Below are 15,300 nucleotides of genomic sequence, written 5' to 3'. Positions count from 1 at the left end.
TCAGTCGCCGTCGCCGCGGGCCGCCGCGTCGTGCCACTTGGGGTCGTTCTCCCACTGGAGGTTGCGCTCGGCGGCGGTCTCCATCGCGTGCTGCGCCTCCTGCCGGGAGGCGTACGGGCCGAAACGGTCCTTGCCGGGGCAGTCGGGCCCCTCCTCGACCTTCTTGTGCTCCAGGCAGTAGTACCACTCGCCCGGCTTGCCGACCGTGCGCTTCTTGAACAAGGCCATGAGCTGCTCCTCTCGCCTCCCACATGTTCCCCCATGCCCGCTGGTTAGACTCGCTGGCATGTCTGGCCAGTCGCTGCTCGTTCCAGGGGAGCTGTCCCCCACCCGTTCCGTTCCCGGAAACATCCGCCGTCCCGAGTACGTGGGCAAGCCCGCGCCGACGCCGTACACCGGCCCGGAGGTGCAGACGCCCGAGACGGTCGAGGCGATGCGCCGCGCCGGGCGGATCGCCGCGCGGGCGATGGCCGAGGCCGCGAAGCTCATCGCGCCCGGCGTCACCACCGACGAGCTGGACAAGGTGGCGCACGCCTACATGTGCGACCACGGCGCCTATCCGTCGACGCTCGGCTACCGCGGCTTCCCCAAGTCGCTGTGCACCAGCGTCAACGAGGTGATCTGCCACGGCATCCCGGACTCGACGGTCCTCAGGGACGGCGACATCGTCAACCTCGACGTGACGGCGTACATCGGCGGGGTGCACGGCGACAACAACGCGACCTATCTCGTCGGCGACGTCGACGACGCGTCGCGGCTGCTGGTGGAGCGGACCCGGGAGTCCCTGGACCGCGCGATCAAGGCGGTCCGGCCCGGCCGGCAGATCAACGTCATCGGCCGTGTCATCGAGTCCTACGCCAAGCGCTTCGGGTACGGGGTCGTGCGCGACTTCACCGGCCACGGCATCAACTCGTCGTTCCACAGCGGCCTGATCATCCCGCACTACGACAGCCCGCACGCGACGACGGTCATCCAGCCCGGCATGACCTTCACGATCGAGCCGATGCTGACGCTGGGGACGCACGAGTACGACATGTGGGACGACGGCTGGACGGTCGTCACGAAGGACCGCAGGCGGACGGCCCAGTTCGAGCACACGCTGGTGGTGACGGACACCGGCGCGGAGATCCTCACGCTGCCGTGACGGCGGCCCCGGAGCCTTCCGGGACGCCGTGGACCCGGTCCCCTGCTGGGGCCGGGTCTTTTCTTGTACGCTTTTACCGACAGGCTGTCGGCAACCCTATTGACTTAGGCAAGCCTTACCTTAGAGGATATGGGCATGGACTCCTTCTCGACAGCGATCCGCACCGCGTCCCACGAACAGCACGTCGAGGCGGAGACCTCGACGTTCATGAGCGATCTGCTCGGCGGCCGACTCGGCGTCGACGCGTACGCCCGCTACACCGAGCAACTGTGGTTCGTGTACGAGGCGCTGGAGTCCGGCGCCGACCGGCTCGCGGCCGACCCGGTGGCCGGGCCCTTCGTCCAGCCCGAGCTGTACCGCCTGGGCGCGCTGGAGCGCGACCTGGAGCATCTGCGCGGCCCCGGCTGGCGGACCGGCCTGTCCGCGCTGCCCGCCACCCAGGCCTACGCGGACCGGGTGCGGGAGTGCGCCGCCGAATGGCCCGGCGGGTACATCGCCCACCACTACACGCGCTACCTCGGCGACCTCTCCGGCGGCCAGATCATCCGCGACAAGGCGGAACGGACCTGGGGCTTCGAGCGCAAGGGCGACGGCGTCCGGTTCTACGTCTTCGAGAACATCGCCAACCCCGCCGCCTTCAAGCGCGGGTACCGCGAACTGCTGGACGGGGTCCGCGCGGACGACCTGGAGAAGCAGCGGATCGTGACCGAGTGCAAGCGGGCGTTCAGCCTGAACACGGCCGTGTTCCGGGCGCTGGGCGACGAGTTCCCGCTCAGCGCGTAGCGGCACCGCCTCCCCTCGCGCCCCGGCCGTCCGACGGCCGGGGCGCTCAGCGTTCCGGCTGGCGTTCCAGGACGACCCGGCCGCCGATCTCGACCCAGCCGAAGGGCTGGGGGGCGGTGAGGATCTGGGAGCCGGCGCCCTGGGTGATGTTCAGGGCGCGGCCGAGCCGGTCGGTGAGCAGGAGGGCCGCGGCGCCCGTCGCCTCGTCCTCGTCGATGCCGTCGTCGCGCCCGGGGAAGGCGCGGGCCCGGACCCGGCCGGCGGGCTCGTCCTCCCAGGCCCAGGCGTAGATCCACTCCCCCTTGGGCGGCACGGGCAGATCGTCGACCTCGGCGGCGGACGCGTACTGGCGCAGGGTCCTGGGCGGGGCCCATTCCGCCCGCGCCTCGATCCAGCTGAACTCCCCGTCCAGCCGGGCGCCGACGGGTCCTGCGGGCGTGAGGAGTTCGGGCACGTCCAGCAGCCAGGCGGTACCGACGCAGGGGTGCCCGGCGAAGGGCAGCCGCAGGGTGGGTGTGTAGATGTCGATGACTCCGCGCTCGGGGTCGTCGACGAACACGGTCTCGCTGAAGCCGAGTTTGCCCGCGAACGCCTGCCGCTCCTCCCGGTCGGGCATGACGGAGCCCTCCCGGACGACACCGAGCTCGTTGCCGTAGCCGCCGTTGGGTGCGCAGAAGACGCGGAGGACGTCGTAATCGGTCACGGGGGCATTGAAGCACCGCCCGGCCCGGGACGTCGTCCCAGGTGGGCGCTCGCGTGCCGGCGAACGCCCACCCGTCCCGGACGGCCCGGGGCCGGCCCTACGCCTGCGTGCGGCGGCGGCGCATCGCGAAGACGGTGCCGGCGCCCGCGGCGGCCGTCAGCGCGGCGGCGGCGCCGAGGGCGGCGACGGGGGTGTCCGAGCCCGTGCTGGCGAGGGCGCCGGTGCCGCCGGTCGTGGAGCCGGTGGTGCCGGTGCCGCCCGTCGTCCCGGAGCCGGTGCCGGTGCCCGTGCCGGAGCCGCCGGTGGAGGGCGAGGCCGAGCCGCCGCCGGTGGGCAGGGTCGCGTCGTCGGTGACGGCGACCGCGAGGTCCACGGGGTCGAGCGCGGTGCCGACCGTGTAGAAGCCGCCGAAGGCCTTCGCGCCGGCCTCGGTGAGGGTGGCCGTCACGTCGTCCGCCTCGATGACGTCGTCGGTGACCGTGAGGGCGGCGGAGGACGCCTTCAGGTCGGCGAGGACCACGTCCTCGGACTTCTCGCCGAGGCTCGTGACGTCGGCCGTCAGCTTGCCCTTGCCCTTCGCCAGCGACACCTTCAGGTCGCTCAGGGTCAGGTCGAGGCCGTACTCGCCGTTCGCCTCGTGGCCCTTGAAGTTGACGGCGCCCTCGAAGGCGGCGGAGAGCGTCGCGGCCTCCGTGTCGTACGCGCCGGTCGCGTCGGGGAACGTGAAGGCGCCGTTGCCGGACGCCTGGGTCGCGCCGCCGGAGGCGGTGATCTCGCCCTTGGCCACGGTGCCGACCACGTAGGTGCGGAAGGACTCCTTCACGCCCCAGCCGAGCGTGCCGTCGGCTATCGCGCCGGCCGTCGCGGGCTCGGTGGCCGTCGCGGAGGGGGAGGCCGTGGTGGACGCCGAGGGCGAGGCGGACGCGGACGCGGAGGGGGACGCGGACTCCGAGGCCGTGGCGCTGGGCGTCGAGCTCGGGGAGGCGCTGTCGGACGCGGTGGCCGTCGGGGTCGGGGACTGCGTCTGCGTGGTCTGGGTCAGCGTCAGCGGGTCGCCCGCCGCGCCCTCGTAGCCCGCGCTGCCGAGGACGTCCGCGGCCTCCTTGGTGAGCTTGGTCTCCATGTCCGTCATGGCCCGGGTCACCGTGACGTCGGCGAGCGGCACGTCCTGGGTGGTCGTGCCGGACTTGGTGACGTCGGCGGTGATCTCGGCGGTGGCGCTGTCGAACCGGACGTCGGTCAGCGTGATGTCGAAGCCGTGCAGCTTCGACTCGATCTTCAGGGCGCCCTGGAAGCCGAGGGCGAGGGTGTGCGCGGTGGAGTCGTAGGTGCCGGCGCCGTCGGTGAAGGTGAACGCGCCGTTGTCGGCGGCCTGGGAGGCGCCCGCGGTGGCGGTGAAGGTGCCGGCCGCCATGCCGGTGACGTACGAGCGGTAGGACTGCTTGATGCCCCACGTCAACTCGTAGCCGCTGAGCGGGACTTCGGCCGCCGCCGCGCTGGTGGCGCCGGTGAGGGCGAGCGCGGTGGCGCCGATGGTGGTGGCGGTCGCGACGGCCGCGGCGAGGGCGAGGGGGCGGCGGCGGGAGGATCTGACGGGCATGGGTGGCTTCTCCTTGGAAGGGGGCGCCCGGCGACGGGCGCCCGGGGTAGAGGCGTTCGGGTTCGGGAGGCTCGGGTACGGAGAGCTCGCGTACGGGAGCCCCCGGGTCAGGAGGTCGGGGTCTCGTCGGCGGGTGTGCCGGGCGAGGAGGCGCGGCGCCTGCGGATCACCGCGTAGGCCGCGGCGGCCAGCAGCAGCGCCCCGGCCGCGAGGCCGATCGGGAGCGCCGGGCCCGTGCCGCCGTCGCCGGAGGCCGAGGTGTCGGCCACGGGTTCGGCGGAGACGTCCGGGGAGGGGGACGCCTCGCTCGGCGTGGGGGTCGGGGTGCTGCCCAGGTCGGGCAGGGCGGGAAGACGGGCGGCGTCGGTGAGGGCGACGGCGAGGGAGACCGGGTCCATCTCGGTGCCCTCCGTGTACAGGCCCGTGAAGGCCTTGGCACCGCGGGCGGTGAGCGTGGCGGGTGCCTCGGTCAGCCGGACGAGGCCGTCCTCGGCCTTGAGGTTCTTCGCGGCGAAGGTGACGAGGGGGACCTTCGCGCCGGTGAAGCCGGTGGTGGCGACGTCGGCCCAGAGGGTGCCCTTGCCGTCCTCGACGGTCGCCTTCACCGCGCTCAGGGTCAGGTCCAGGCCGTGGGCGCCGGTGAAGCGGAGCGTGCCCTTGAAGGACGCGGTCAGGTCACCGCCGGTGAAGGTGCCCGTGCCGGAGGGGAAGCGGAAGAGGGCTCCGCCGTCCTGGGCGCCGGAGGACAGGGTCCACTCGCCCTTCGCGATGTCGCCGGTGACGTACTCGCGGAAGGTGCGGCGCACGCCCCAGTCGACGGCGCCGTCCTTCAGCGAGCCGCTCTTCGACGTCCCCTTCTTCGCGGCGGACTTGGAGGACGTGGGCGTCGGAGACGCGGTCGCCTTCGGCGCGGCCTGGACGTCCGCCGACAGGCTCACCGGGTCGAGCGCGGTCCCGGCGGTGTAGTACCCGGCGAAGGACTGCGCGCCCTGGGAGGTGAGGGTGGCGGGGAGGTTGTTCAGGACGACCGCCGAGCCGCCGCCCCGCATGTCGATGCCGCCCAGGGCGAGGGAGGCGAAGGGCACCTGACGGGACGTCGTGACCGTCCCGGTGCCCTTCGCCTTGCTGGTGACGTCCAGGTAGAGGGTCCCGGAGGAGCCCGTGATCCGGACGGTGGGGCGGGCGAGGGTCAGGTCGAGCTCGTAGGAGCCGTCGTCCGCGCGGTGGCCGACGAAGCGGACCCCGCCGGAGAAGGACGCGGCGAAGGCGCCCGTGCCGCCGTCGTAGGTGCCGGCCGCCGAGTGGAAGCGGAACGCTCCGCTGCCGACGGTGGCGGCGCCGCCGGTGAGGGAGTAACTCCCCTTGGCGATGGGGCCGGTGACATAGCTCTGGAAGGACGCCTTGACGCCCCAGTCGAGCCGGCCGCCCTGGACGGTGCGGCTCGCGGCGTGCGCGGCGGCAGCCGGGAGCAGCGCCACCAGGACGGCGGCGCAGACCGTGGTGACCAGGGCGCGGAGGCGTGCGGGCATGGAAGGTCCTCCGGGGACGACAGCCGGTAGCGAGCGAAGGTAAGGCTAACCTAAGCTCATCTGGTCGCATCCGGTCGAGTCAGTCGTGGAGCATCCGTAGATGGATCATCTGTACAGAAAGGGCGGTACGGCGTGACCGTGCTGGACAAGCCCTCCGCCCCCGCGGCGGCCCCGCAGGCCCCACCCCGCAGGCGGCGTTCGGCCGCCTGGATGCTGACCGCGGGCCTGGTCGCCGGGCTGCTCGCCCTCGTCCCGGTCGCCGCCGGGACCGGCGCCTACCCGATCCCCGTGGGCGACGTCCTGTCCTCCGTGCAGCACCGGATCGGCCTCGGCGGCGGCGAACTCGACCGCGTCGCCGAGTCCGTGCTGTGGAACGTGCGCTTCCCGCGGATCGTCCTCGCCCTGCTCGTCGGCGCCTCGCTCGGCTGCGCGGGCGCGCTGATGCAGGGCGTGTTCGGCAACCCGCTCGCCGAACCCGGGGTCATCGGGGTCTCCTCGGGCGCGGCGGTGGGCGCCGTCGCCGCGATCGCCCTCGGCGTCAACTTCCTCGGCACGTGGACGGTCTCGGTGTTCGCGTTCGTCGCGGGGCTCGGCACGGTGCTGCTCGTGTACGCGATGTCCCGGTCCGGGGGGCGTACGGAGGTGGTGACGCTGATCCTCACCGGGATCGCGGTGAACGCGTTCGCGGGGGCCCTGATCGGGCTGTTCCTGTTCTTCGCGGACCCCGCCGCCGTCAACCAGATCACGTTCTGGCAGCTGGGGTCGCTGGCGCAGTCGACCTGGCCCAAGGTGCTGGCCGTCCTGCCCTGCGCGGCGCTGGGTCTCGCGGTCGCGCCGCTGTACTCGCGCCGGCTGGACCTGCTGGCGCTGGGCGAGCGGCCCGCGCGGCATCTCGGGGTGGACGTCGAGCGGTTGCGGATCGTCCTGGTGCTGGTGATCGCGCTGCTGACCGCGGCGGCGGTGAGCGTCTCCGGGATCATCGGGTTCGTGGGGCTCGTCGTGCCGCACCTGCTGCGGATGACGGCGGGACCGGGGCACCGGTTCCTGGTGCCGGGCAGCGCGCTGCTGGGGGCGCTGGTGCTGCTGGCGGCGGATCTCGTCGCCCGGACGGTGGCCGTCCCGGCGGAGCTGCCACTGGGGGTGCTCACCGCGCTGCTGGGCAGCCCGTTCTTCTTCTGGCTGCTGCGGCGCACGCGGCGGCGGCAAGGGGGGTGGGCGTAGTGCGCCGCCCGCCGTCCGCGGCCCGCGGGACCAGCAGGTCCGCCGTCTCCCCCTCGCTCCCAAGGAACCCCGCATGAGGCTTCTCCGGTCCCGCCCCGCTCCCCCCGCCCCCGCCCGCCCCGGTGACGTCCTCGCCGAGGCCGAGGGGGTGCGTGTCCGGCTCGGCTCCCGGGAGGTGCTCTCGGGCGTCTCGGTCGCGGTCCGCGCCGGTGAGGTGCTCGCTCTCGTCGGGCCCAACGGGGCGGGGAAATCGACCCTGTTGTCGGTGCTCGCCGCCGATCTGCCCGCGAGCGAGGGGGTCGTGCGGGTGCACGGGCGGCCCGCCGCGCAGTGGTCGGCGCCCGAACTCGCCCTGCGCCGGGCGGTGCTGCCGCAGAGCGCCGGGCTGTCGTTCCCGTTCAGCGTCGAGGACGTGGTCCGGATGGGGCGGGCGCCCTGGGCGGCCGTCGGGCCCGACGAGGACGACGCGGTGGTGGCCGAGGCGATGCGGCGCACGGAGGTGGCCGAATTCGCGCCCCGGTCGTTCTCGGCGCTCAGCGGCGGCGAGAAGGCCCGGGTGGCCCTGGCCCGGGTGCTGGCGCAGCGGGCGCCGCTGCTGCTCCTGGACGAGCCGACGGCCGCACTCGATCTGCGCCATCAGGAGCTGGTGCTGAGGGTGTGCCGGGAGCGGGCGCGGGCGGGGGACGCCGTGGTCGTCGTCCTGCACGACCTGGGGCTCGCGGCGGCGTACGCGGACCGGGTGGCGGTGTTGCGGGAGGGACGGGTGGCGGCCGACGGGACGCCGGCCGGCGTCTTCGAGGACCGGCTGCTGTCGGAGGTCTACGACCAGCCCGTGGAGGTGTTCCCGCATCCGCTGCGCGACGGGGAGCTTCTGATCACCCCCAGACGAAGCATTTGAGCCATCCTCACCTTTCCTTTGAACTTCCTTTGACCTTCCTTTGGGCATCGCCCATATAAGGCTCGCATAAGTTAGGCGAGCCTCACCAACCCTCAGGAGCTCGTATGCCCGCCCCCAGACTGTCCCTCGTCACCGCCACCGCCGCGGTGGTGGCCCTGACCGCCCTCACCGGCTGCACCGAGAAGGGCGGCTCGGGCGACGGCGACCGGGTGATCGACGTGACCGCCACCGACACCGCGTGCACGGTGTCGAAGAAGGAGTTCCCGGCCGGGCACGTCGAGCTGGCCATCGAGAACAAGGGATCCAAGGTCACCGAGGTCTACGTCCTGTTCCCCGACGACCGGGTCGTCACCGAGCGGGAGAACATCGGCCCCGGCACCAAGCAGCGGGTGACCGCCGAGGTCAAGGCCGGCACGTACACCATCGCCTGCAAGCCCGGCATGAAGGGCGACGGCATACGCCAGGAGGTCAAGGCCACCGGTGGCACCGTCGCCAAGCGCGACCCCCGCCTCGACAAGGCCGTCGCCGCCTACCGGTCCTACGTCCAGGCCCAGGCCGACGAGACGCTGCCGCTCGCCGAGACCTTCGCCAAGGCCGTCAAGGCCGGGGACCTGGAGGCGGCGAAGAAGGCGTACGCGCCGTCCCGCATCGGCTGGGAGCGCACCGAGCCGGTCGCCGAGTCCTTCGGTGACATCGACCCGAAGGTCGACGTGCGCGAGGACGGTCTGGAGGAGGGCCAGGACCCGGCCACGGACTGGACCGGCTGGCACCGCCTGGAGAAGTCCCTGTGGAAGGACAAGAAGCTCACCGCCCGGGACTCCGAGCTCGCCGACCAGCTCATCACCGACCTCACCGACTGGCAGAAGCGGGTCGGCAAGGCGGAGATCACCCCGACCTCCATGGCCAACGGCGCCAAGGAACTCCTCGACGAGGTCGCCACCGGCAAGGTCACCGGCGAGGAGGAGCGCTACTCGCACACCGACCTCGTCGACTTCAAGGCCAACGTCGAGGGCGCGGAGAAGTCCTTCGAGCTGCTCAAGCCGGTCGCCCAGGAGAACGACGCCGCCCTGGTCACCGAGCTGGACAAGCAGTTCGCCGCGCTCGACGCGCTCCTCGACAAGTACCGCCCGAACACCTCGTCGTACGAGTTCACCTCCTACGACAAGGTCGGCGACGCCGATCGCAAGGAGTTGTCGGACGCCGTGAACTCGCTCGCCGAGCCGCTCTCCAAGCTGGCCGCCGCCGTTGTCGTCAAGTGACGTGAGGGGGCACCTCATGACGGAATCTCCTTCCCGCCGCGCACTGCTGGGCTGGGGCGGTGCCGGGCTCGCGCTCGGTGCCGCCGCGGCCGGCGGCGCGGTGGCGATGGCCCGGGCCGGCGACGACGCCGGCCCGGCCGGGGCCGAGGCGGGCGGCGCCGTCGCCTTCCACGGCGCCCATCAGGCCGGGGTCGCCACCCCGGTGCAGGACCGGCTGCACTTCGCCGCGTTCGACGTACAGACCGAGGACCGCGCCGAGTTCGTGCGGATGCTGAAGGACTGGACGGTCGCCGCCCGGCGGATGACCGGCGGACAGACCGTCGGCGAGGGCGCGTTCGGCGGACTGCCCGAGGCACCGCCGGACGACACCGGCGAGGCGGTGGGCCTGAAGCCGTCGCGGCTGACGCTCACGATCGGGTTCGGGCCGTCCCTGTTCGAGAGGTTCGGGCTGGAGGACTCCCGTCCCGAAGCACTCGTCGAGCTGCCGAAGTTCGCCGGGGACGCCCTGGACGCCGGCCGCAGCGACGGCGACCTGTGCGTCCAGGCCTGCGCGGACGACCCGCAGGTCGCCGTGCACGCGATCCGCAACCTCGCCCGCATCGGCTTCGGCAAGGTCTCCGTCCGCTGGTCGCAGCTCGGCTTCGGCAAGACCTCCTCGACGACGCCCGAGGCGCAGACCCCGCGCAACCTCATGGGGTTCAAGGACGGCACCCGCAACATCGCCGGGACGGAGACGGACCGGCTGGACAAGCACGTGTGGGTGGGCGACAGCGACGGCCCGGAGTGGATGGCAGGCGGGTCGTACCTCGTGGCCCGGCGCATCCGCATGCACATCGAGACCTGGGACCGCACCTCGCTCCAGGAGCAGGAGGACATCATCGGACGCGACAAGGGCGAAGGCGCCCCCGTCGGCAAGGCCGAGGAACGCGACGAACCGTTCCTGAAGGCGATGCTGCCCACCGCCCATGTCCGGCTCGCCCACCCCGACTCCAACCACGGGGCGACGATCCTGCGCCGCGGCTACTCCTTCACGGACGGCACGGACGGGCTCGGACGGCTGGACGCGGGACTGTTCTTCCTCGCCTACCAGCGGGACGTGCGCGAGGGATTCGTCCGGATCCAGCGCAACCTGGCCACCGACGACCTCAACGAGTACATCCAGCACGTGGGTTCGGCGGTCTTCGCCGTCCCGCCGGGCGTCCGGGACTCCGGCGACTGGTGGGGCAGCACGCTGTTCACGGCCAAGGAGGTTTGATGTTCTCCAACTACCTGATCGGTCTGCGGGAGGGCCTGGAGGCCTCGCTCGTCGTCTGCATCCTCATCGCCTACCTGGTCAAGACGGACCGCCGGGACGCGCTGAAGCCGATCTGGATCGGCATCGGGGTCGCCGTCGCGCTCGCCCTCGGCTTCGGCTGCGCCCTCGAATTCGGCTCCCAGGAGCTGACGTTCGAGGCACAGGAGGCGCTCGGCGGGTCGCTGTCGGTCCTCGCGGTCGGCCTGGTGACCTGGATGGTCTTCTGGATGCGGCGCACCGCCCGGCATCTCCGTTCCGAACTGCACGGCAAGCTGGACGCGGCGCTCCGGATGGGCACCGGCGCGCTGGTCGCCACCGCGTTCCTCGCGGTCGGCCGGGAGGGCCTGGAGACGGCCCTGTTCGTGTGGGCCTCGGTGCGTGCGGCGGGCGACGGCACCCCGCGCCCGCTGATCGGCGTCGCGCTCGGCATCGCCACGGCCGTGGTGCTGGGCTGGCTGTTCTACCGGGGCGCCCTGCGCATCAACCTGGCCAAGTTCTTCACCTGGACCGGCGGCATGCTCGTCGTGGTCGCGGCGGGCGTCCTCGCGTACGGCTTCCACGACTTGCAGGAGGCGGACTGGCTGCCGGGCCTGAACACCAAGGCCTTCGACATCAGCGACACGATCCCGCCGGACAGCTGGTACGGCACCCTGCTCAAGGGCGTCTTCAACTTCCAGCCGGACCCCACGGTCCTCCAGGTCACGGTGTGGCTGCTGTACCTGGTCCCGACGCTCGCCCTGTTCCTCGCCCCGGTAGGGTTCGCCTCCGGTAAGGCGAAGGTGAAGGGATCCGATGAGCAGGGATCGCAGCCCTCGAAGGCTACGTCGACTTCGGCGGATTGACCGGAGGGTGCTGATAGCGGCCTCGGCGACCGCTCTGTCTCTGACCGCGAGCGGGTGCGTGGTGGTCCACGGGGAGCGCGAGGTCCTCCCCTCGGCCACCCGCGCCGAGGCCGCCAGGGCGCTGGAGGAGTTCACGAGCGCGTACAACGCGGCCGACAAGGCGTACGACAGCTCCCTGGACGCCGACTACGTCACGGGCGCTCTCGGTGACATCGACTCGGCCCGGCTGAAGGCGGGTTCGGTGACCCACCCGGACGGCAATCCCGCGCACACGCCGCTGGAGCTGTCCGACCCGGAGTTCACGATCCCGAAGAAGGCGGGCTGGCCCCGCTGGTTCATCGCCGACGCGACCGCGAACAAGGGCGGGAGCGCGCACTGGCTGTTCGTCTTCACCCGTGACGGCCTCGACGAGCCGTTCCAGGCCGCGTACTTGACGCTGGTCCCCCCGGACGACGTACCGCGGTTCAAGACCGACCAGGACGGCTGGGCCGAGGAGATCCCCGCGAACAGTGCCCAACTCGCCGTGTCCCCGAAGGACTTGAGCCAGGACTACGCGCGGTACCTGGACGACGGCGAGGGCGAGGCCTTCGCGGACGGCGCGCACACCAGCGGCTGGCGCGCCCAGCGGCAGAAGGACGCCAGCAAGCCGGGCCGGGCCACGCAGTACATCGACGAGTCGCTGACCGGCGGCGACCACGCCCCGCTCGCGCTGCGCACCGCCGACGGCGGCGCGGCCGTGTTCTTCGCCACCCGGCACTACCAGAAGCAGACCGCCGCGACCGGTACGGCCCTGCCCACGACGCCGTCCATCGAGGCCCTGATGACCGGCGAGGTCAAGCAGTCCCTGACGCTGGAGTACGTGTCGAACGAGATCGCCCTGGACCCGGCCGGGAACGGGGGCCGGGTGACGGTGCTCAGCCGTATCCAGGGGCTGACGGCGGCGAAGGGCGAGTAGCGCCCGCCGCCCGTCGGCGCATCAGTGGCGCAGGGGCCAGCCCGCCGACACGTGGTCCTCGGACTCCTCGCCCGCGTGGCGGGAGCAGGCGTCGGTGAGGACCTCCAGCAGGCTCAGCGGGTCGGGCAGCGGGTGTTCGGGCCCGCGCATCCACCGCACACTCCCGTCGCCGGGCAGCCTGGCCGGGGGGACGAGGACGTAGGAGCCGCGGCAGTGCCAGCGCAGGCCCGGGTGCTCGTCCATCGTCTCGGGGTGGCAGTCCAGCTCGCAGGGCCACCACTCGTCCTCGTCCTCGGGGGTGCCGCGGGTGAGGGTGAAGAAGAGGAGGCGGCCGTCGCTGGTCACGGCGACCGGACCGACCTCGACACCGGAGCCGAGGAGCCGCTCCAGGGCCTCCTGACCGGCCTCCAGCGGCACGTCGAGCACGTCGTGGACCATGCCGGTGGCGGTGATGAAGTTGGCCTGGGGCTGATGGCGGGCCCAGCGTTCGATCTGGGCGCGGTCGGTGGTCGACTGCGTCTGCCAGGCGAAGGAGACCGGGTGCCGGCCCGGCGTCGGACAGCCGACGCGGTCGCAGGAACACCGGTAGGTGGGCGTGGGGTGCGCGGCGGGCGCGAGCGGCAGTCCCGCTCCGGCGGCGGCCAGCAGCAGGGCCTCACGTCCGCCGGTGTCGGCGGGCGGCTCCGCGTCGCCGCCGCGCAGCCACCGGGTGAGTCTGCCCCGCAGACCGGTTCGGCCGCCGAACTCCGCGCTCATCTATCGCCTCGCCTCGCTGTGGTGCGGACAGCATGCCCTATGGTCCCACCATCCTGCGCCTCCGGGGGCCGGAGCCCGCAAGCGGGGTGGGTGGGGCAGGGCGCATCGCGAGTGAGGACGGGCGACATCACCCGCTTTGCGGGCATGTGAAGGTGCCGGATCTCTCATGTGGCGTCCCTCGGCGCCAGCCCGTGGAGCGCGTAGTCGACGAGGGTGTCCGTGTAGGCGTGGTCGACGGGGCCGGTGCGCTGGAGCCAGCGCTGGGCGAGCGGGGAGACGAAGAGTTCGAGCGCGATCCGGGGGTCGACGCCCGCGCGCACCTGGCCCGCGTCCTGGGCGGCGCGCAGCCGGTCCACGTAGAGCTGGAGCGAGGGTTCGAGGAGCCGGGCGACGAACCGCCGGCCCACCTCCTCGTTGACGACGCCCTCCGCGGCGAGAGCGCGGGAGGGGGCCTCGAAGGCGGGGTCGTAGAGCTGATCCACGGTGAGCCGCAGGACGCCCTTCAGATCGGCGGCGAGATCACCGGTGTCCGGAATCGTGTACGGCACCTCGCCCGCCGCCCGGTCGGCCTGCTCGCTCAGGTCGAGGAACGCCTCCAGCAGGACGTCCGCCTTCGAGTTCCACCAGCGGTAGATCGTCTGCTTGCCCACGCCCGCGCGGGCGGCGATGCCCTCGACGGTCGTCTTCGGGTAGCCGACCTCGGCGACGAGGGCGAGGGCGGCGGCGTAGATCGCGCGACGGGACCTGTCGCTGCGGCGCGCGGTGTCGGGGGTGGGCCGGTTGGACATGGGGCGACGGTACCAAGCGGGTGAGACGGGGCGTCTCGCCTCGGCCGCCGGTTCCCGCAGGGGGGTCCGGGGGCGACAGCAGGGTCCGGGGCCGACAGCGGGGGTCCGGGGGCGGCAGCGCCCAGGGTCGGGACGGGAAGGGGCGGCCGGGGGGAGACGTCAGTGCGGGGGCCAGGCGTCGCCCCAGTCGGCGTCCCGGGCCGCCTTGTACAGATCGCCGTGGCGTTTGGTGACCGTGGCGCGGGTCAGGGACGGTTCGGTGCCGCAGAGGTCGAGGAGGACCTGGCCCTTGCGGATCTGGGGGCGGCGGACCACCCGGGAGGGCGCCGGGGACACCGGGACGCGGGTCGCGGCGACGTAGCTGAACTTCTCGTCCTCGTACGGGAGGGAGCCGCCCTTGACCTTCCGGTGCAGGGAGGAGCGGCTGACCCGGGCGGAGAAGTGGCACCAGTCCGCGCCGGGGACGATCGGGCACGCCTCGCTGTGCGGACAGGGCGCGGCGACGCGGAACCCGGCCTCGACGAGCCGGGTCCTGGCCTCCAGCACGCGCGCGTACCCGTCCGGCGTCCCCGCCTCCACGATCACGACCGACCGGGCGGCGGTCGCGGCGGCGTCGACGAGGGCGGTGCGGTCGGCGGGGGTGAGTTCGTTGAGGACGTAGGAAACGGTGACGAGATCGGTGCTCTCGATCGTGAGCGCCGCTCCGATACGAGAGCGCTGCCACACCGCCCCCGCCAGCGCCGGGTTCGCCGCGGCGATCTCCCGGCCCAGGGCGAGCGCGGGCTCGGCCCAGTCCAGCACCGTGACGCTCCGCTCCCCCGGCCAGGTCGCCCCGACCGCCCAGGTCGCGGCCCCGGTGCCGCCCCCCACGTCCACGTGACTGGACGGCGTCCACCGCGGCACGGCGTCCGCGAACGCGCCCAGCGCCGCCCGCACCGCCTCGAACGTCGCCGGCATCCGGTACGCGGCGTACGCGGCCACGTCCGCGCGGTCCCGCAGGATCGGCGCGTCGGTCGGGGTGGCCCCGCGGTAGGCGGCGATCAGCCGGTCCACGGCCTGCGCGGCCCGCTTCGGCGGAAGACCGTCGAGAAGCCCGGCGAGGGTGGCACGCAGGGTCTCGGCCGGGGAGACGGACGGGGGTACAGGGGCGTTCACCCGGGCGATTCTAGTTCCGCCGGCACCCACCGGACTCCCGCCGGGCGCCCCCACCGATCCCGCCCGGCGCCCCGGGACGAACCCGCGACCTCGCCTCGGCCACCGCATGGATCACACCCGACCTCCCGTGGCCCCGGCCCAGCCCCTGAATCCCGCCCGGCACCCCGGAACGGGTCCCGCCGAGCCGCCCCTGAGGCTCACTCGGCTCCCCGGGGCGGGTTCACCGCACTCCCCTGAATCCGCTCAGCCTCCCGTGGATCCGGGTCGGCTCCCCAGGACGGGTTCCGCCGCGGTCCACCGTGACCTTCCCTCGGCCGCCCCGCGGATCGCGCCCGTCACCGCCGTGGATCCCGTTCGACGCACCAGGACAGGT

The 15,300-nt window shown here is 73.0% G+C and carries 15 protein-coding genes; 8 read left to right on the top strand and 7 right to left on the bottom strand.

Annotated elements, in window-relative coordinates:
- Positions 1–228: a hypothetical protein gene (locus ACIPSE_RS17530; RefSeq protein ID WP_401663356.1), complete on the bottom strand. Its 228-nt coding sequence runs from the start codon at positions 226–228 to the stop codon at positions 1–3.
- A gap of 58 nt (positions 229–286) precedes the next feature.
- On the opposite strand from ACIPSE_RS17530, the gene map reads away from it, so the two are divergent.
- Together map and ACIPSE_RS17520 are read left to right on the top strand one after the other, a co-directional pair.
- A complete protein-coding gene (gene map / locus ACIPSE_RS17525) occupies positions 287–1,144 on the top strand; it encodes a type I methionyl aminopeptidase (protein ID WP_401663354.1) in 858 nt (285 codons plus the stop codon).
- Positions 1,145–1,279: 135 nt separating this feature from the next.
- Positions 1,280–1,927, top strand: coding sequence for a heme oxygenase (biliverdin-producing) (locus tag ACIPSE_RS17520; protein ID WP_401663351.1), 648 nt, complete (start codon positions 1,280–1,282; stop codon positions 1,925–1,927).
- 46 nt (positions 1,928–1,973) lie between these two features.
- On the opposite strand, the gene ACIPSE_RS17515 is transcribed toward ACIPSE_RS17520, so the two are convergent.
- From ACIPSE_RS17515 to ACIPSE_RS17505, 3 genes are all read right to left on the bottom strand, one after another.
- Entirely contained in the window at positions 1,974–2,630 is a 657-nt protein-coding gene (locus ACIPSE_RS17515; protein ID WP_401663349.1) for a PhzF family phenazine biosynthesis protein, read from the bottom strand.
- Between the two features lie 97 nt (positions 2,631–2,727).
- Complete coding sequence (locus ACIPSE_RS17510) at positions 2,728–4,230, bottom strand: HtaA domain-containing protein (protein WP_401663346.1); 1,503 nt, start codon at positions 4,228–4,230, stop codon at positions 2,728–2,730.
- A 107-nt stretch (positions 4,231–4,337) separates the two neighbouring features.
- Positions 4,338–5,759, bottom strand: coding sequence for an HtaA domain-containing protein (locus ACIPSE_RS17505; protein WP_401663344.1), 1,422 nt, complete (start codon positions 5,757–5,759; stop codon positions 4,338–4,340).
- A 132-nt stretch (positions 5,760–5,891) separates the two neighbouring features.
- On the opposite strand from ACIPSE_RS17505, the gene ACIPSE_RS17500 reads away from it, so the two are divergent.
- The 6 genes from ACIPSE_RS17500 to ACIPSE_RS17475 all read left to right on the top strand — a co-directional run bounded on the left by ACIPSE_RS17500 (position 5,892) and on the right by ACIPSE_RS17475 (position 12,228).
- Complete coding sequence (locus tag ACIPSE_RS17500; RefSeq protein WP_401663342.1) at positions 5,892–6,980, top strand: FecCD family ABC transporter permease; 1,089 nt, start codon at positions 5,892–5,894, stop codon at positions 6,978–6,980.
- 73 nt (positions 6,981–7,053) lie between these two features.
- Positions 7,054–7,878, top strand: coding sequence for a heme ABC transporter ATP-binding protein (locus tag ACIPSE_RS17495; protein WP_401663340.1), 825 nt, complete (start codon positions 7,054–7,056; stop codon positions 7,876–7,878).
- A gap of 104 nt (positions 7,879–7,982) precedes the next feature.
- Positions 7,983–9,137 carry an iron uptake system protein EfeO gene (efeO, locus tag ACIPSE_RS17490; RefSeq protein WP_401663337.1) on the top strand — a complete coding sequence of 385 codons (1,155 nt, stop codon included), beginning with the start codon at positions 7,983–7,985 and terminating at the stop codon, positions 9,135–9,137.
- A 16-nt stretch (positions 9,138–9,153) separates the two neighbouring features.
- Positions 9,154–10,392 (top strand): iron uptake transporter deferrochelatase/peroxidase subunit, encoded by a 1,239-nt coding sequence (gene efeB, locus ACIPSE_RS17485; protein WP_401663335.1) that lies wholly within the window; start codon positions 9,154–9,156, stop codon positions 10,390–10,392.
- Positions 10,392–11,273 carry an iron uptake transporter permease EfeU gene (gene efeU / locus ACIPSE_RS17480; protein ID WP_401663332.1) on the top strand — a complete coding sequence of 294 codons (882 nt, stop codon included), beginning with the start codon at positions 10,392–10,394 and terminating at the stop codon, positions 11,271–11,273. The genes efeB and efeU overlap by 1 nt, the downstream gene beginning before the upstream one ends.
- Positions 11,224–12,228, top strand: coding sequence for a hypothetical protein (locus ACIPSE_RS17475; RefSeq protein WP_401663330.1), 1,005 nt, complete (start codon positions 11,224–11,226; stop codon positions 12,226–12,228). Before efeU ends, ACIPSE_RS17475 begins: the two co-directional genes overlap by 50 nt.
- Before the next feature lie 21 nt (positions 12,229–12,249).
- On the opposite strand, the gene ACIPSE_RS17470 is transcribed toward ACIPSE_RS17475, so the two are convergent.
- From ACIPSE_RS17470 to ACIPSE_RS17460, 3 genes are all read right to left on the bottom strand, one after another.
- A complete protein-coding gene (locus ACIPSE_RS17470) occupies positions 12,250–12,984 on the bottom strand; it encodes a bifunctional DNA primase/polymerase (protein WP_401663327.1) in 735 nt (244 codons plus the stop codon).
- A 164-nt stretch (positions 12,985–13,148) separates the two neighbouring features.
- Complete coding sequence (locus ACIPSE_RS17465) at positions 13,149–13,772, bottom strand: TetR/AcrR family transcriptional regulator (protein WP_401663324.1); 624 nt, start codon at positions 13,770–13,772, stop codon at positions 13,149–13,151.
- A 159-nt stretch (positions 13,773–13,931) separates the two neighbouring features.
- Positions 13,932–14,927 (bottom strand): small ribosomal subunit Rsm22 family protein, encoded by a 996-nt coding sequence (locus ACIPSE_RS17460; protein ID WP_401663321.1) that lies wholly within the window; start codon positions 14,925–14,927, stop codon positions 13,932–13,934.
- Positions 14,928–15,300 lie beyond the last annotated feature (373 nt).

It is taken from the genome of Streptomyces sp. NPDC090106 (assembly GCF_044747265.1).
In the GTDB taxonomy this organism is placed as follows: Bacteria; Actinomycetota; Actinomycetes; order Streptomycetales; family Streptomycetaceae; genus Streptomyces.
Note: the sequence above shows the minus strand (reverse complement) of the source record. Positions and strands in the feature narration are given on the sequence as shown.